Genomic DNA, 17,204 nt, shown 5'->3' with positions numbered 1-17,204 from the left:
TTGTACGGTTCGGTCGGCGGTCGGGTCGAGGGGCGATCAGTCGGCCTTGGGGGCCGGGGCCTGGCCGTCGGCTCGCCAGACGGTGCCGATGGAAACGGTCTTGAGTTTTTTCTGGCGGCCGTACCAGAGGTTGACCAGCCCGCGCGAGAAGAACACCGACGAGAACATGCTGGTGACGATGCCCAGGCAGTGCACCACGGCAAAGCCGCGCACCGGGCCGGAACCGAAGATCAGCAGCGCCAGGCCGGCGATCAGCGAGGTGACGTTGGAGTCCAGGATGGTGGCCCAGGCATGCTCGTAGCCGGCATTGATGGCCATCTGCGGCGAGGCACCCCGTCGCAGTTCCTCGCGCACACGCTCGTTGATCAGCACGTTGGAGTCGATGGCCATGCCCAGCGCCAGGGCCATGGCCGCGATGCCGGGCAGGGTGAGCGTGGCCTGCAGCATGGACAGCACCGACACCAGCAGCAGCAGGTTGAAGCCCAGGGCGATGCTGGAGAAGGCGCCGAACACCATGTAGTAGATGCACATGAAGGCGACGATCACCACGAAGCCCCAGATCACGCTGTTGAAGCCCTTCTCGATGTTCTCGGCGCCCAGGCTGGGGCCGATGGTGCGCTCCTCGACGATCTCCATGGGCGCAGCCAGCGAACCGGCGCGCAGCAGCAGGGCGGTGTCATTGGCCTCGGTGGTGGACATGGCGCCCGAAATCTGGACCCGGCCGCCGCCGATCTCCGACCGGATCACCGGCGCCGTGACCACCTCGCCCTTGCCCTTCTCGAACAGGATGATGGCCATGCGCTTGCCGATGTTGTCGCGGGTCACGTCGCGGAAGATGCGCGAACCCTTGGCATCCAGCGTGAGGTGCACGGCCGGCTGCTGGGTGTCGTCGAAGCCGGCCTGGGCATCGGTGAGGTTTTCGCCGGTCAGCAGCACTTCGCGCTTGACGATGACGGCCTGTCCCGAACGCTCCGGGTACCGCTCCGAACCGAACGGCACCGGGCCGTTGCCCTGCTCGGCCGCACGGCCTTCGGTGCTTTCGTCGACCAGCCGCACCTCCAGGGTGGCGGTGCGACCCAGGATGTCCTTGGCCTTGGCGGTGTCCTGCACGCCCGGCAACTGCACCACGATGCGGTCGGCGCCCTGCTGCTGGATCACCGGCTCGGCCACGCCGAGCTCGTTGATGCGGTTGTGCAGGGTGGTGATGTTCTGCTTGAGGGCCTGGTCCTGCACCGCGCGGGCGGCCTCGGGACGGATGGTGGCCGTGATGCGGGTGTCGGTGCCGTCGGGGGTGGCGACCACCTGCAGGTCGGTGAACTGGGCACGGATCAGGTCGGTGGCGGCGTTCAGGGTGGCGGTGTCGCGCACCCGCAGCTCGATGGCCTGGCCGTTGCGGCTGATGCCGCCATGGCGGATGTTCTTTTCCCGCAGCGCATTGCGCAGGTCGGTGGTGAGCACATCGATGCGGCGCTGCAGCGCGGCGGCCATGTCCACCTGCAACATGAAGTGCACACCACCCCGCAGGTCCAGACCCAGGTACATGGGCGAGGCGTGCAGGGCCGCCAGCCAGCCCGGGGTGCGCGGCACCAGGTTCAGGGCGACGATGTGGTCCGGCGCGGCCGGATCGGGGTTGAGCGCCTTGTCCAGGGCATCCCGGGCCTTGAGCTGGTCGTCGGTGGTGGCGAAGCGGGCCCGCACCGAGGTGCCTTCCAGCTGGATGACGTCCGGCTGCAGGGCCTGCTCCGCCAGCGCCCGCTCCACCCGGCTGACCGTGGCCGAATCCACCTTGACGGTGGCCCGCGCCGGCGACACCTGCACCGCCGGCGCCTCGCCGAACAGGTTGGGCAGGGCGTAGATGGCGCTGATCACCAGCACCACGACGATGATGGCGTACTTCCAGAGCGGGTAACGGTTCATGGCGCGGGCGGCGTGGGCAGCAGGGTCGGGGAATTACTTGATCGTGCCTTTGGGCAGCACCTGCACCACGGCGGAACGTTGCATCTGGACTTCCAGGCCGTCGGCAAGTTCCACGCCGATGTAGGTTTCACCGATCTTGGAGACCTTGCCCAGGAAGCCACCGGCGGTGACGACTTCATCGCCCTTGGCCAGGGCCTCGACCATGGCCTTGTGCTCCTTCTGGCGCTTGAGCTGGGGGCGGATCATGACGAAATACAGCACCACGAACATCAGCACCAGGGGCAGCATGCCCAGCAGGGTGGACTCGGTGCCGCCGGCGGCGGCTTGGGCGTAGGCGGGAGAAATCAGCACGGGAGACTCCGGTTGCGTTGTCGACGGGCGCCCGCCGACCCGCACCCGGCTGGGTGCCGGTCAGCCGGCAGACAGCCGACGATTGTATGCGGGGGGTCGCCCCCGCCCGGGGTGTCAGGCTGCTTGCGCCTGAGGGACGGGATCGGCCTGCGTCCGGCCGTCCCAGCGCGCCAGCAGCTCGGCGCGGCGCTGCCGGGCCACCGCCAGGTGGCGGGCCTTGACGTGTCCGAAGCCCTTGATCTGCTCCGGAATGCGCGCCAGATCGACCGCCAGCGCATGGCGTTCGGCACTTGGCTCGGCATTCAGGCCGGCGCACAGACGCTCGATGTCGGCGCTGTATTCCACGATCAGGGCGCGCTCGGTGCGGCGCTCTTCGGTGCGGCCGAACACGTCCAGCCAGGTGCCGCGCAGGCCACGCAGCTTCGCCAGCCAGCGGAAGGCGGTGAACATGCCCGGGCCGAACTTCCGCTTGACCAGCTCGCCGCGCTCGTTGGTGCGGGAGAGCAGCGGCGGTGCCAGGTGCACATGCAGCGTGTAGTGGCCTTCGAACTGGCTGGCCAGTCGGGCGTGGAAGGCGGGGTCGCTGTGCAGGCGGGCCACCTCGTATTCGTCCTTGTAGGCCATGAGCTTGAAGAGGTGGCGGGCCACGGTTTCGGCCAGCAGGGTCTTGCCCAGCGGCGCCTCGGCCTGGCGCACCCGCTCCACCTGCTGGCGGTAGCGCTCGGCATAGGCCGCGTTCTGGTAGCCGGTGAGGAACTCCACCCGGCGGGCGATCAGGTCGTCCAGCGTCTCCCGGCGGCGGATCTGCACCACCTGGGCCGTGGCCGGCCGCACCAGCGCCATGACGGCCTGCGCGTCGTGGGCCGCGCGACGGCCCCATTCAAAGGCGGCCTTGTTGCGGTCCACCGCCACCGCGTTGAGCTCGATGGCGCGCATGAGCGAAGCCAGCTGCAGCGGCACCCAGCCCTTCTGCCAGGCAAAGCCCAGCATCATGGGGTTGGCGTACAGGCTGTCGCCCATGAGGCGGGTGGCGGCCGCTTCGGCATCGAAGGTGCCCACGGCCTCGGTGCCCAGCGATGACACCAGCGTATCCACACAGGCCTGGGCCGGGTTCTGCCAGTCGGGGTTGCGCACGAAGGCGGCCGTGGGCGTGGCGGTGGCGTTCAGGGCCACGTGGGTGCGACCGGCGCGCAGGCGCTGCCAGGTTTCCTTGTGGGCGGCCACGATGGGGTCGCAGCCCAGCACCAGGTCGGCCGAAGCGGCCGACACGCGGGTGGTGCGGATGACGTCCTGGTCGGCGCCGATGAGCACATGGCTCCAGGTGGCGCCGCCCTTCTGGGCCAGACCGGCCGCGTCCTGCGTGACGATGCCCTTGCCCTCGATGTGCGCCGCCATGCCCAGCAGCTGGCCGATGGTGATCACGCCCGTGCCACCCACGCCGGCCACGATCACGCCCCAGGCCTCGCCGCCCAGCACCGGCAGCGCCGGATGGGGCAGCTCGCCGCCGGTCCATTCGGCTCCGCTGCCCTGCTTGTCCTTCTTGCGCAGCTGCCCGCCTTCCACCGTGACGAAGCTCGGGCAGAAGCCCTGGGTGCACGAGAAGTCCTTGTTGCAGGTGCTCTGGTTGATCTGGCGCTTGCGGCCGAACTCGGTCTCCAGCGGCTCCACGCTCAGGCAGTTGGACTGCACGCCGCAGTCGCCGCAGCCCTCGCACACCGCCTCGTTGATGACCACCCGCTTCGCCGGGTCCACCAGCGTGCCGCGCTTGCGGCGGCGGCGCTTTTCGGTGGCGCAGGTCTGGTCGTAAATGATGACCGTGGTGCCTTCGATCTCGCGGAATTCGCGCTGCACCGCGTCCAGCGTGTCGCGGTGCTGGATGGCAATGCCCTCGGGCAGGCCGGTCACGCCGTCGTACTTCTCGGGTTCGTCGGTGACGATGGTGATGCGCTTTGCCCCCTCGGCCCGCATGCTCTGCGCGATCTGCACCACGCTGTGGCCCTCGGGCCGCTCGCCCACCTGCTGGCCGCCGGTCATGGCCACCGCGTCGTTGTAGAGCAGCTTGTAGGTGATGTTCACACCCGCCGCGATGCTCTGGCGGATGGCCAGGATGCCGCTGTGGAAGTAGGTGCCGTCGCCCAGGTTGGCAAACATGTGACGGTCGTGGCTGAACGGCTGCTGGCCGACCCAGGGCACGCCCTCGCCACCCATCTGGGTGAAGCCCACGGTGGCGCGGTCCATCCAGATGCTCATGAAGTGGCAGCCGATGCCGGCCATGGCGCGCGAACCTTCAGGGACCTTGGTGCTGGTGTTGTGCGGGCAGCCCGAGCAGAACCAGGGCTGGCGCTCGGCGCCCTGCACGCCTTGGGTGAGCAGGGTCTGCATCGAGCGTTCCTGCGCATCCAGGATGGCCAGGTGGGCGTCGATGCGGGCCATCACGTCGTCCGGGATCTGGCCCAGCTTCTTCAGGCGCCGCGCCAGGGCGCGGGCAATGATGGCCGGAGTGAGGTCGGCCTTGGCGCGCAGCAGGGTGTTGGCACTGGGGTTGGGACGCGACCATTCGCCACCGCTGAAGTCGCCCTCGTCCTCGTCGAACTTGCCCAGCACGTTGGGGCGCACGTCGGTGCGCCAGTTGTAGAGCTCTTCCTTGAGCTGGTACTCGATGACCTGGCGCTTTTCCTCCACCACCAGGATCTCGCGCAAGCCGGTGGCGAACTCGCGGGTGATCTGCGCCTCCAGCGGCCACACCACCGCCACCTTGTGCAGGCGCAGGCCGATGCGGCGACAGGTGGCATCGTCCAGCCCCAGATCGATGAGCGCCTGGCGGGTGTCGTTGAAGGCCTTGCCGCTGGCGATCACGCCGAAGCGGTCGTTCGGGCCGGCGATCACGTTGTGGTTGAGGCGGTTGGCGCGCACATAGGCCAGCGCGGCGTACCACTTGTGGTCGAACAGGCGGGCTTCCTGCTCCAGCGCGTGGTCGGGCCAGCGGATGTGCAGGCCACCGGGCGGCATGTCGAACTCGGGCAGCACGATCTGCACCCGGTGCGGGTCGATGATGGCGGTGGCGCTGCTCTCCACGATCTCCTGGATGGTCTTCATGCCGGCCCACACGCCGGCAAAGCGGCTCATGGCGAAGGCATGCAGCCCCAGATCGAGGATGTCCTGCACGCTGGCCGGAAAGAACACCGGCAGGCCGCAGGCCTTGAAGATGTGGTCGCTCTGGTGCGCGGCCGTGCTGCTCTTGGCCACGTGGTCGTCACCGGCCACTGCGATCACGCCGCCCCAGGGCGTGGTGCCGGCCATGTTGGCGTGCTTGAAGACGTCCGAGCAGCGGTCCACCCCCGGGCCCTTGCCGTACCAGATGCCGAACACGCCATCGAACCGATTGGTGCCGGGCGGCGCGAAACCCAGCTGCTGGGTGCCCCACAGCGCGGTGGCGGCCAGCTCCTCGTTCACGCCGGGCTGGAACACGATGTTCTGGCCCTTGAGGTGCGGCGCGGCCTTCTGCAGGGCCTGGTCGTACCCCCCCAGGGGCGAGCCGCGGTAGCCGCTGATGAAGCCCGCCGTGTTCCTGCCCAGCAGCGCGTCCCGCTGGCGCTGCAGCATGGGCAGGCGGACCAGGGCCTGCACCCCGCTCATGAAGGCCCGCCCGTGATCGAGCGTGTACTTGTCGTCCAGGGTGACCGATTCGAGTGCCTGGCGGATGTGCTCGGGCAGGGGCGCGTTCATGGCGTGTCTCCGTTGGCCCCGTCGGGGCTGTCAGCCGCTGAGTGTAGGGGGACGCTACCGAGAGGTGTTTGCGTTTCATGCCTGATTCCGGCCGAATATCGGATGAACCTTTCTTGATTTCTGTTGAAATCAAAAGATTCATTCCGCCATTGATCCGCTGGAGCACGCCATGGACACCCTGGACAAGTTCGACATCGCCATCCTGCAGGAGCTGCAGGCCGACGGGCGCCTGACCAACGCCGAGCTGGCCCAGCGGGTCGGCCTGTCGGCCGCGCCCTGCTGGCGCCGGGTGCGGGCGCTGGAAGAAGCGGGCTACATCCGGGGCTACCGGGCCGAGATCGACCGCGAGAAGGTGGGTCTGGGCGTGCTGGCCTTCGTGCGGCTGGACGCCGACCGCAACAGCGGCGACGTGACCCGCAGCCTGGAAGCCGCCATCCGCCAGGTGCCCGAGGTGGTGTCCTGCCATTACATCAGCGGCTCGGGCACCTTCGAGCTGCAGGTGGTCAGCCGCGACCTCAACCACTTCAGCCGGCTGGCCCGCGAAGTGCTGATCAACCTGCCGAATGTGAAAGACCTGCACACCAGCTTCTCGCTGGGCGAGGTCAAGGCCGCCGCCGCCCTGCCGCTGTCGCACCTGCTGGAACGCCCCGCGGGGCGCAACCCCTAGCACCGGTTTCCCACGGTTCCGTGACGTTCCTCACCGCTGGTCGCGCCAGCGGTCAAACAGGCCGAGCGGGCGGCGTTGTCGGGACAGATCGTGGTCGATAGAGTACCAATCACTTACTTTCCATCACAGGTAAGTATCTTTTCAGTACTTTTACAGGACTCGATCATGAAATCCTCCCTCTCCCGCATCCTCGTTGGTCTGCTGGCGGCCGCCGGCCTGGTGGGCGCTTCGGTGAATGCCCAAGCGGCCACGGCCACTGGCAATTTCAACGTCAACGTCACCCTCACGTCCAAGTGCGAAATCAACGGCACCGCTGCAGCCACGGGTGCGGTGATCACCGACATCGCCCTGGCCTACACCTCCTTTCAGACCAGCGCAGCCACCGGCAGCACCAGCTTCAACGTGCGCTGCACCAACAGCCTGCCGTACACCCTGGCTCTGGACCTGACCACGGTCACCGATCAGGCACTCAACCTGGACTACTCGCTGAGTCTCTCTTCTGCCAGCGGTACCGGCAACGGCACCAACCAGGCCTACACGGTGGACGCCTCGATCGCAGCAAACCAGGCCGGAACATGCGCCACCACCACCTGCACCAACGCGGCATCCACCAACAAGCAGCGCACGCTGACCATCACCTACTGATGGTTTGAGCCACAGAGGACCCCCATGCGGCTCAGGGATGCCGGGCTCTGCTTGCTTGTATTGGGAGCGTGCTCGCCGGCATGCGCTCAAGTGCAGACCGCCACGGGCACGCTGCAGATACGGATCCAGCTGTCTGCCCCTGGCACCCCCGCCGCCGAACCCACCGCCCGCTGCGAAACGCAAACCCTCACCTCGGCGCCCAACGCCCTGGTGCGGGTGGTCTGCGACAACGGCCGCTTCGTCAGCATCGCCCCGGACCCGCGCAAGCCTTTTGTGGGCAGCCACGGCGGGGCCTACCGCTTCCACCTGCAGCCCGGTGCCGTGGTCAGCGGTCTGCTGGACGACGGCATCGACCCGTACTGGTGGGGCCGGGGCACCGTGACCGCCATGCGCATCTACGGCTCACCCCGCGACCCGACCGACCCCCTGGAAATGATGGTGAGCTTCTGAGGCTTGCCTCGACACCATGACCCACGCCCTCCGCTCCCTTGTCCCTCTGTGCCCGGGCCGTCTGGCCCGGCATGCATTTCTGGCCCTGCTGCTGGTCGGCCAGACCACCATCGGCTGGGCCGGCTCCTTCTCGGTGTCGCCGGTGCGCATCTACATGAAGCCCCGCGACCGCGCCGTGGCCATCACGCTCACCAACGAGGGCGACACCGCCGTGGCCTTGCAGGCCGATGTCTTCGCCTGGTCCCAGACAGCCGACGGCACCGACCAGCTCGTGCTCTCGGAAGACCTGATCCTGTCCCCTCCCATCATCAGGCTGGAGGCCGGTGCCAGGCAGGTGGTGCGCCTGGCCCTGCTGCGCCCGGCCGACATGAGCCAGCAGCTCACCTACCGTCTGATCGTGCGTGAGGTGCCGGAAATCACCCAGCCCAAGCAGCAGGGGATCCAGTTGCCGATCGCCCTGGCTTTGTCCATGCCGGTGTTCATCACCCCGCCACCGGCCCGACGGGAAGTGGCCTGCGAGCTGGTGCGGGGCGAAGCCGGCGCACCCGGCGTGAGCTGCGCCAACACCGGCACCGCGTATGCCCAGATACGTGAAGTGCGCCTGCACCGCAACGACCAGACGCTGGCCCGCTCCGAAGGCGGCGCCTACCTGCTCCCCGGTGCGCGCCGCACCGTCATGCCCAAACCGGAGGGGGCCGGCGTGACCGGCATCGCCCCCCTGACGGTGGAGGTGCAGTTTGACGATGGACAGACCAGCCGCTTCACCGCCCAACTGCCCTGATGCAGGAGTGACCGGTGAAGGTTCGCGATCTCCCCACCCCAGGTCGGTCATGCCGGCTGGCTGCATGGGTGGCCTTGTGCATGGTCGCCGCATGGCAGGACGGCGCGTGGGCCGGGTCGACCGGCCTCACTGCACAGCCCATGGATGTGGTGGTGAACGGCACGCCGGTGGGTCGGTGGCCGATCATGGACCGTGAAGGCGTGATCCTGGTGCCGGAAAACGCCTGGGCCCGCTGGGCCCTGAGGCGCCCCGCCGTCATCCATGCGCAACAGCACGAGGGCCAGTCGTGGTGGCCCTTGCTGAGCCTGCGCGGCGCCGAGGTCCGCTTCTACCCGGCGGAACACCGCATGGAGCTGTCGGTGGCCCCAGGGCTGATGGACGGCACGCCGGCACCCGTCATGAAGGCGGCCGATGCTGTCGCCACGCCCGCCCCTGCCGTCGTCAACGCCCAGCGGCCGGTTCTGGTGGCGGCAGCACCCTCCGGCGCCACGCCGCCCCTGGGCACCGCCCTGGGCTCCCCCACACCGCCGCCGGGCAGCCTGCGCTGGCGCCCTCTGGACGTGACCATCAACACCGTGTCGGTGGGCAACTGGCTGCTGCTGGAGGTGGAGGGCAAGTTCTATGCACCGGCCGATGCGTTTCCGGAATGGCGCATGGCACGGCCACCGGAGCAGGGCAGCATCCGGGCCCGCCAGCAGACCTGGTATCCGCTGGACGCCATCCAGGGCTTCACGGCCCGCTTCAACGCCGCCGAGCAGAGCCTGGCCATCGACTTTTCTGCCAACGCCTTTGCCGCCACCCGCATCGGTCAGGCCATGGGCCAGCGTCCGGTGGTGAGCCCGTCGGAGTTCGCCACCTTTCTGAACTACGACCTCAACTACAACGCCAGCCAGTTCAAGGGCAGCGGCCGGTATCAGGATGCGGGTGCCCTGATGGAGCTGGGCATGACCGGTCCGCTGGGGGTGCTCACGTCCAGCCACATCGGCAACAACCTGCTGGCCGACACGGTGGAGGCACCAGCGCGCTGGCGTCGGCTGGAAACCACCTTCACCCGCGACTTCCCGGACCACAACCTCACGCTGCGGCTGGGCGACAGCGTCAGCCGCAGCGGCCTGACAGGCCGGGGGGTGTACTTCGGCGGCATCCAGATCGGACGCAACTACATGATGTCGCCCGGCCTCATCACCCAGCCGGTGCCGGTGATCAGCGGCACCTCCACCGCGCCCAGCACGGTGGAGCTGTATGTGAACGATGTGCTGCGCCAGACCTCCAAGGTCCCCACCGGCCCGTTCACCATCGACAACCTTCAATTCCTGGGCGGCGCAGGGCAGGCCCGCGTGGTGGTACGCGACCTGCTGGGCCGCGAGACGGTGCTGGTGCAACCCTTCCTCAGCGGCGGCAACATGCTCGACGAGGGGCTGACCGACTGGAGTGCAGAAACCGGGTTGCTGCGCCAGCGGCTGGGTGAGGCCAGTGCCGACTACGGGCAGGCCTTTGTGTCGGGCCTGTGGCGAAGCGGCATCAGCAAGACGCTGACCCTGGAAGTCACGGGCGCCTGGAGCCGGTCCGTCAGCAACGCCGGCACCGCCGCCACGGTGGCCCTGTTCGACCGCTGGCTGGGTGAAGCGGGTCTGGGCCTGAGCCGCAGCGACCTGGACGGCACGGGCCGGCAATGGGCGATCGGCCTCAACTACCCCGGCACGGACCAGCAGCTGGGGCTGCGTCTGGAGCGCAGCGACGACCGCTACCGGGCGCTGGGCAGCGACCCGGCCTTCTCGTTCGGCACGGCGCGGCAGCAGTGGTCGCTCAACCACAACTTCAACCTGGGCGAGCGGCACAGCGTGGGGTGGGCCGTGGCCCGCATCCTCTACGCCGGACAGGCAGCCATCACCACCAGCAGCCTGAACTACGGCGTGCGCATCGGCAAGAACAGCAACCTGGCCTTCAGCCTGAGCCGGGCCAGCGGGGCCAGTTCGGGCACCTCCATCGGGGTGTCGCTGTCGTTCCCGCTGGGGGGCACCTACGTCAACAACCATGTCACCCGCAGCGGCGGCGAGCTCAGCGCCTATGCCTCGGCGTCGGACACCACGCAGGGCGAGCAGCCGGTGTCGTGGCGGGTGCTGTCGGGCTACCGCAACGGTGGCGCGCTGGCCGAAGGCGGCCTGTACTGGCGGGGCGCCCGCAGCCAGTTCTCCAGCGACGTCAGCGTCTCGGCCGGGCAGCAGGCGCTGCGCCTGGGCATGCAGGGCGGGCTGGTGGTCATGGGCGGCCAGGTGTTCGCCACCCACACGGTGCGCGACAGCTTTGCCCTGGTGGAGGTGCCGGGTCATGCCGACATCCGGGTGGGCCGGTACGGCAATGCCGACGGCGTGACCAATGCCGATGGCATGGCGCTGATCTCCAACCTGATGGCCTACAACACCAACCCGGTGCGGCTGGACGCGTCCGACCTGCCGGTGACCGCCGAGATCGATGCCATCGAGATGAACGCGGTCCCGGCCTGGCGCAGCGCGGTGCGCCTGAAGTTCCCGGTGCGCAGTGGTCGCGCCGCGCTGCTGCGCATCATCCTGGACGACGGTGAACCCGCGCCGGCAGGAGCCGAGATCGACCTGCAGGGCGATGCCCAGGTGTTCTATGTGGCCCGTCGCGGCGAGGCCTACCTGACCGGGCTACAGCCCCACAACAGGCTGCGCCTGCGGCACGGCGATGCGGCCTGCGACATGACTGTGGCCTTGCCGGAGGGCAAGGCCGACGAGATCGTGCGGCTCGGGCCGTTGAAATGCGAAGGGGTGAAACGATGAAGACACCGAGGCTGCTGTGGCTGTTCCTGTGCATGCTTTCGGGAGCGGTGGCAGGCCCGTCGGAGGCCCTTGCCCAGAACGTGCTCCGCTGTCTGCCGTCCATCTCGCCACCCACGGTGACGGTCGGGACCTCTGGCACGGGAACGACAGGACAGACGATCAACATGACGGCTCGCTTCGCTTGCCAGTCGACCGCTGCCGGCACGAAGACAGGCAGGCTGACGGCCACCGTCGCATTCCTGGACAACGCCAATGCCGGGATCGGCACCTACCTGAAACTGACGACAGGTACTGCATTGATTGCGTACACCTTCAATCGAACCACGGGCTCACCCGTGGCCAACACGGCGTCCGGCACCTTTCCGTCCTGCGCCGGGGCAGCACCCAGTCAGGCCACCAGCGGTGCCATCACCCTGTTTTCCAACTTCAGCGTGACCGGACCGGGTTCGTTCGGCATTCAGAATTACTTCCTGAACCTGTGCGTGCGGATCCCGGCCACTGCTGCGGGAGTGGGGACCTACGTGGGCAAGCTGCAGCTCGTCACGTCCGGCACCATCGTCAGTGGCGGTGGCAGTTTTCAGACCACGACCAACAACGATGCCTCGGTCATGACGGCCACGGTTCCCACCACCTGCACGATCGGGGCCCTGACGAACCCGACCTTCAACTACACCTCGTTCGCCAGCACCGACAGCACCTTTTCCCAGCAGTTGACGACGGTCTCGTGCAACTCGGGTTCGTGGACGATCGACATCCGCGACCAGGGCGCCCCGTCGGTGACGACGCCACTGAACGGGACCGTCAGAGGTGTCGGGTATGTGCTGGGTCTGTCCAACAGCCCCACGGTGCCCACCTCGGGGTTGAGTGCCCTGTACCCCACTGCAGGCACATTGAACGGCAACCAGACGATCTACCTGCAAGGGCGTGCAGCGGCAGGGCAGGCCGGCAACGCCAGCTGCGTGAGCCCTTGTGTCACCTCCAGGCCCTACACGGTCACCATCACCTACAACTGACCGGGCAGATCAGGGCGGCAGCGCTCCGCCGCGAGGCCACAGCACCCACATCTGCAAGGGTTGCTTGAGGGCAGCGGCCAGTGTGTAGGCATCGCCCTGGCTGTCGCCCCAGCCGGTGAACAGGTCGGCCCGCACAGCACCGACGATGGCACCTCCGGTGTCCTGGGCCATGACGAGCCGGGCGGTGTTGAGCGTGGGGCCCTGGGTGGCCAGCCACACCGGTGTGCCGTAGGGGATGCTCTGCGGGTCGACCGCGATCGAGCGGCCCGGTGTGAGCGGCACACCCTGCGCGCCGCGCGGCCCGAAGCGGCCATCCAGATCGCTCAGGGCCTCCTCGCGGAAGAACACGGTGCGCGGGTTGGCCCACAGCATCTCGTTGAGCCGGCCCGGGTTCTGCGCCACCCAGGCCTTGATGGATTCCCACGAGGCTTCGCGGATGGCGCCCTGGTCGAGCAGCCAGCGACCCACGCTCTGGTAGGGCTGTCCGTTGTGGGCGGCAAACGCCAGGCGCACGGTGCGCTCGGTGCCGTCCACCTCGCGCACCAGCAACCGGCCGGAGCCCTGGATCTGCAGGATGAGCGCATCGATCGGGTCGGCCAGCCACGCAATGGCCCGGCCGGCCAGGGCCGCCTGCGCGGCGGGCAGGGTGTCGATCTGCTGGCGGCTGTACCAGACCTGGCCGCTCTGCAGGCCGGCCGGCGGCGCATGCAGCGGCACCCGGAACACCGGTGTGGCCACGCGGCTGGCGCGCAGGATGGGTTCGTAGTAACCGGTGAGCAGGCCGTCGGGCAGGCGACCGTCGGCCTCGGTCACGCGGTAGGGCTGGAAGCGGCTCATCACCCAGGCGGCCTGCTCGGCCGGGGTCGCGATGCTGCGCTGGCGCACCTCGGCGCACAGGCCGGCATGGCCCTGCACCGGGCGTTCACAACCACGCACCCAGGCGTTCCACACCTCGTGCAGGCCATCGTTGCCCCAGCCGGGCAGTTCGGACCAGCGCACCGGCACCCAGCGGCTCTTGTTGCGCTGCACCGGCGGCGGCAAGGGGGCGGTGTCGGACGGTACGGCCACCGGCGCCGGGGTCTGGGCCGGCGGGCCGGCGGGGGCCGGGGCGGTGGTCACGCCCGGCGAGAAGGCACACGAGGCCAGCAGGAAGCACAGGCTTCCTAGAATGCCGGTCATGACCCTGCTGTTGCTCGAAGCGCTCGGCGCGCTGCTGTTGCTCATCTTCATTGTGTGGTGGACCATGTTCTCGGGCCGCCGCAAGGGCGAATTGCCGGAATCGGTGGAGGCTGAAAAACGGGCCGGCCAGCAGGGCGACGACCCCCAGGATGGATCGGCGCCACGCTGATCACGTTCCCCGCAGGATGTTGGCCAGCTCCACGGCCGACTTCACACCCATCTTGTCGAACACCCGTGAGCGGTGCACTTCCACCGTGCGCACGCTGATCTGCAGCTGGTCGGCCACCAGCTTGTTGGGCAGGCCGGCCACCACCAGGTCCATCACGTCGCGTTCGCGGTCGGTCAGGCTGTCCAGCCGCTGCTGCAGGTCGCGCTGCACCCGGCGCTGGGCAATCACCTCGGCCGAGCGGGCCAGGGCCTGCTCCACGCGGTCCACCAGCGCGTTGTCGGAAAACGGTTTCTCGCAGAAATCGAAGGCGCCGCGCTTGACCGCCGCCACCGCCGTGGGCACGTCGGCGTGGCCCGAGAGAAAGATCACCGGCAGCGCCGGCTGCCACGGCAGGGTCAGCAGCTGTTCGAACAGGGCCAGACCGCTCATGCCGGGCATGCGCACGTCCAGCAGCAGGCAGCTGGGCACCTGGGGTTCCTGGCGGGCGGCGGGGCTGGCCAGGAAGGCTTCGGCGCTGTCGTAGGCATCGCTCACCAGCCGCCGTGTGCGCAGCAGCCAGGCCAGCGCCTCGCGGACGCCGGCATCGTCGTCGACGAGGTGGATGCGGGCGTCGGGGAAGGGCGTCATGGCGCGATGATAGGTGAGCCCTGCGCGCTGGGCAGCGTGGCAGCCACCGGCAACCGGAAACGGAAACAGGTACCGCGCGGGGCCACCGGCTCGAAGCTCAGGCCGCTGCCGTGCTGCTCGATGACGGTGCGGCACAGGCTCAGGCCCAGGCCCATGCCTTCGGCCTTGGTGGTGAAGAACGGGGTGCCCAGGTGCTCCCGCACCTCGTCGCTCAGACCCTGGCCGTGGTCGGTGACTTCAAAGGCCACCCAGGCCGGATCGGCGTCGCGTGCAGCGGCGATCCGCAGGCGGCGCAGACCGCTGTCCATGGGCGGATCGCCCGGGGGCATGGCCTGGATGCCGTTGCGCGCCAGGTTGAGCAGCACCTGCTCGATCATGGTGCGGTCGCACTGCACGGCCGGCAGGTCGTCGTCGACCGCCAGCTGCAGGCGGATGCCGTCCTTCTTGGCCTGCAGCACCAGCAGCGGCTGGATGCTGGTGAGCAGGCTGGCGGGGTTGACCGCTTCGCGCACCTGGTCGCGCCGCCGCACGAAGTCGGCCACGCTCTTGATGACGCGTCCGGCCCGGTCGGCCTGCTCGGCAATGCGTTCGATGACGCGGCGCAGATCGGCCGGTGGCAAGGGCGGGGCGGTCTCGTCGCGCAGCATGTTGAGCGTGCCGTTGGCATAGCTGGCAATCGCCGCCAGCGGCTGGTTGAGCTCGTGGCTGATGAGGGACGCCATCTCGCCCACCGTGGCCAGGCGGGCCGTGGCCTGCAGGCGCTCCTGGGAGGCGCGGTTGAGCTCCTCGACCCGGCGCTGCTCGGTGAGGTCGAGCACCGCACTCATGTAGCCGGTCTGCTGGCCCTGGGCGTCGATCAGCGGGGCTTCGATGATGAGCACCGGCACGCGGGTGCCGTCGGTGCGCTGGAAGACCGACTCGAAGCCCTCGCGCGGCAGCGTCTTGCCGGCCAGCCGCACGGCCTGGCGCTGCTGGTATTCGTCCACCAGGTCGGGCGGCCACCAGGGCGCCGGCAGACCGGTGCCCACCAGCTCGTCCGAGGTGCGCCCCACCAGCTGGCAGAAGGCCGGGTTCACGTAGGTGATGCGGCCGTTCATGTCGCGCGCACGCAGGCCGGTGACCAGCGAATCCTCCATGGCCTTGCGGAAGGCCAGCGCCTCGGCCAGGTTCTGCTCGGCACGCTGGCGGCGGCGGATGTCTCGCCCCAGCAGGGCCAGCACCGCCAGCAGGGCCAGACACAGGGCACCGACCACGGCGGTCAGCACATTGGGGAAGAGGCCCAGGGCGCGGCGCTGGGCCTCGAGCTGCAGGATCAGGGTATGCCCCGGCAGGTCGAGCACCGAGACCGAACGCAGGTTGCGGCGCCCGCCCTGCAGGCTGCTGTGCACCGCCAGCCGGGTGCCGTCGGCATCGTTGAAGGCCAGGCCCCGGTTGCGCAGCAGGTCGCGGTTGGTCAGCTCCGACAGCAGACCGCCGAGCGAATAGGTGGCCACCAGCGCGCCGGCCTGCTCGCCGGCCTGGAACAACGGCAGGCACATCTCGATGAGCTCCATGCCGGTGCCCTCCCGCATGGGCCAGAAGTAGCTGCGGGAATACGCCGGACCCGACAGGCGCTGGGCGTTGTCGCAGGCCAGCCGCACCTCGGGCTGGGTCTGGGCGCGCGGCATGAAGCCGAACACCGGCCGCAGGTAGGGCGTGTCGGCCTGGGCCAGGATGCGGCCGTCGCGACCGGCTGCGCGCCACTCGATGCGCACCATCTCCCGGTGCAGCGACAGCACGCCGGCCGACCGGGCGGTCCAGGCTTCCGGGGTGAGCGCGGTCACGTGCAGGGACTGCAGCGTCTGCACATTGCGCAGCAGGGCGCTGCGGATGTCGCTGGCCAGCGCGGCGGCGTCCTGGTCGAGCTCGGCCTGGTCGCTGGCCTCTTCGTATTCGGCGGCCAGGAACACCAGCACCGTGAGCAGCATGCCCACCAGCAGCAGCAGCACGGCCCACAGGAGCCAGCGCGGTGACTTGACCTGAAACGCCACGCCAGGCCCGAAGGGTCAGAGCCGGCGGTGCTGCAACGACGGCAGCTGGGTGCGCACCGACTGCAGGAAGCCGCGGTCGATGTCGGCCAGCACCACGCCCGGCCCCTCGGCCTGCATCGCCATGACCTGACCCCAGGGGTCGATCACCATGCTGTGGCCCCAGGTGCGCCGGCCGTTCTCGTGCACGCCGCCCTGGGCGCTGGCGATCACGTAGGCCTGGTTCTCGATGGCGCGCGCCCGCAGCAGCACTTCCCAGTGGGCCTGGCCGGTGGTGTGGGTGAAGGCCGCCGGCATCAGCAGCACGTCGGCCGCCAGGGTGCGGTAGAGCTCGGCAAAGCGCATGTCGTAGCAGATGCTCTGACCCACGCGCCAGACCTCGCCGGTCTGGCTGGTGCAGTCGAAGCTGGTGGGCGTGTCGCCGGCCTTGAGCACGGCGGCCTCGTCGTAACGCTCGCGGCCGTTGTCGTAACGGAACAGGTGGATCTTGTCGTAGCGGCTGACCTGCTTGCCGCGTGGGTCGTAGACCATGGAGGCATTGGCCGCGTGCGCCGGGTCGTCGGTGGCCATGGGCAGGGTGCCGCCCACCAGCCACAGCTTGAGGTCGCGCGCAGTGTCGCTGAGAAAGTCCTGCACCTTGCCCAGGCCGGGGGTTTCGGCGAGCACCAGCTTGTCCTCGTCGCGGGCGCCCATGAAGCAGAAGTACTCGGGCAGCACGGCCAGCTCGGCACCGGCGGCAGCGGCCTGGCGCAGCAGGCGCAGGGCTTCGCTGAGGTTGTGGTCCAGGCCGATGCCCGAGACCATCTGGATGGCGGCGACTCTCATGGTGGTTCTCCCTCTGAATGCAAATC

Annotated in this window: 14 protein-coding genes; 7 read left to right on the top strand and 7 right to left on the bottom strand. The window is 68.9% G+C overall.

Features of this window, described 5'->3' with window-relative positions; all coding sequences use genetic code 11:
• Window positions 1-36: 36 nt before the first annotated feature.
• The 3 genes from secD to WD026_RS12880 all read right to left on the bottom strand — a co-directional run bounded on the left by secD (window position 37) and on the right by WD026_RS12880 (window position 5,994).
• On the bottom strand, window positions 37-1,917 hold the full coding sequence (gene secD, locus WD026_RS12890) for a protein translocase subunit SecD (RefSeq protein ID WP_425724059.1): 1,881 nt from the start codon (window positions 1,915-1,917) through the stop codon (window positions 37-39).
• Between the two features lie 33 nt (window positions 1,918-1,950).
• On the bottom strand, window positions 1,951-2,268 hold the full coding sequence (gene yajC / locus WD026_RS12885) for a preprotein translocase subunit YajC (protein ID WP_425724058.1): 318 nt from the start codon (window positions 2,266-2,268) through the stop codon (window positions 1,951-1,953).
• A gap of 114 nt (window positions 2,269-2,382) precedes the next feature.
• Window positions 2,383-5,994 carry an indolepyruvate ferredoxin oxidoreductase family protein gene (locus tag WD026_RS12880; protein WP_425724057.1) on the bottom strand — a complete coding sequence of 1,204 codons (3,612 nt, stop codon included), beginning with the start codon at window positions 5,992-5,994 and terminating at the stop codon, window positions 2,383-2,385.
• 169 nt (window positions 5,995-6,163) lie between these two features.
• Between WD026_RS12880 and WD026_RS12875 the strand changes: the two genes are divergently transcribed.
• From WD026_RS12875 to WD026_RS12850, 6 genes are all read left to right on the top strand, one after another.
• Entirely contained in the window at window positions 6,164-6,661 is a 498-nt protein-coding gene (locus WD026_RS12875; RefSeq protein ID WP_425724056.1) for an Lrp/AsnC family transcriptional regulator, read from the top strand.
• 165 nt (window positions 6,662-6,826) lie between these two features.
• Window positions 6,827-7,306 carry a spore coat protein U domain-containing protein gene (locus WD026_RS12870; protein WP_425724055.1) on the top strand — a complete coding sequence of 160 codons (480 nt, stop codon included), beginning with the start codon at window positions 6,827-6,829 and terminating at the stop codon, window positions 7,304-7,306.
• Window positions 7,307-7,396: 90 nt separating this feature from the next.
• The gene (locus tag WD026_RS12865) at window positions 7,397-7,756 is read left to right on the top strand and encodes a hypothetical protein (RefSeq protein ID WP_425724054.1); all 360 of its coding nucleotides are present in this window, start codon (window positions 7,397-7,399) and stop codon (window positions 7,754-7,756) included.
• Between the two features lie 16 nt (window positions 7,757-7,772).
• On the top strand, window positions 7,773-8,537 hold the full coding sequence (locus WD026_RS12860; RefSeq protein WP_425724053.1) for a fimbrial biogenesis chaperone: 765 nt from the start codon (window positions 7,773-7,775) through the stop codon (window positions 8,535-8,537).
• Between the two features lie 80 nt (window positions 8,538-8,617).
• Window positions 8,618-11,338 (top strand): fimbria/pilus outer membrane usher protein, encoded by a 2,721-nt coding sequence (locus tag WD026_RS12855; protein ID WP_425724052.1) that lies wholly within the window; start codon window positions 8,618-8,620, stop codon window positions 11,336-11,338.
• Complete coding sequence (locus WD026_RS12850; protein WP_425724051.1) at window positions 11,335-12,351, top strand: hypothetical protein; 1,017 nt, start codon at window positions 11,335-11,337, stop codon at window positions 12,349-12,351. The genes WD026_RS12855 and WD026_RS12850 overlap by 4 nt, the downstream gene beginning before the upstream one ends.
• A gap of 9 nt (window positions 12,352-12,360) precedes the next feature.
• Here WD026_RS12850 and mltA read toward each other — a convergent pair whose 3' ends face one another.
• A complete protein-coding gene (gene mltA, locus WD026_RS12845; protein ID WP_425724050.1) occupies window positions 12,361-13,596 on the bottom strand; it encodes a murein transglycosylase A in 1,236 nt (411 codons plus the stop codon).
• On the opposite strand from mltA, the gene WD026_RS12840 reads away from it, so the two are divergent.
• The gene (locus WD026_RS12840; RefSeq protein ID WP_425724049.1) at window positions 13,529-13,699 is read left to right on the top strand and encodes a hypothetical protein; all 171 of its coding nucleotides are present in this window, start codon (window positions 13,529-13,531) and stop codon (window positions 13,697-13,699) included. The two genes, mltA and WD026_RS12840, sit on opposite strands and share 68 nt — an antisense overlap.
• Here WD026_RS12840 and WD026_RS12835 read toward each other — a convergent pair whose 3' ends face one another.
• The 3 genes from WD026_RS12835 to WD026_RS12825 are packed head-to-tail and all read right to left on the bottom strand — an operon-like array spanning window position 13,700 to window position 17,178.
• Entirely contained in the window at window positions 13,700-14,326 is a 627-nt protein-coding gene (locus WD026_RS12835; RefSeq protein ID WP_425724048.1) for a response regulator transcription factor, read from the bottom strand.
• Window positions 14,323-16,356: a two-component system sensor histidine kinase NtrB gene (locus WD026_RS12830; RefSeq protein WP_425724047.1), complete on the bottom strand. Its 2,034-nt coding sequence runs from the start codon at window positions 16,354-16,356 to the stop codon at window positions 14,323-14,325. The genes WD026_RS12835 and WD026_RS12830 overlap by 4 nt, the downstream gene beginning before the upstream one ends.
• A 15-nt stretch (window positions 16,357-16,371) precedes the next feature.
• Window positions 16,372-17,178, bottom strand: a complete 807-nt coding sequence (locus WD026_RS12825) for a carbon-nitrogen hydrolase family protein (RefSeq protein ID WP_425724046.1) — start codon at window positions 17,176-17,178, stop codon at window positions 16,372-16,374.
• Between the last annotated feature and the right edge of the window lie 26 nt (window positions 17,179-17,204).

It is taken from the genome of Hydrogenophaga sp. R2 (assembly GCF_049843595.1).
Taxonomy (GTDB): domain Bacteria; phylum Pseudomonadota; class Gammaproteobacteria; order Burkholderiales; family Burkholderiaceae_C; genus Hydrogenophaga.
The sequence above is the reverse complement of the archived record's forward strand: the minus strand, read 5'-3'. Positions and strand labels throughout refer to the sequence as shown.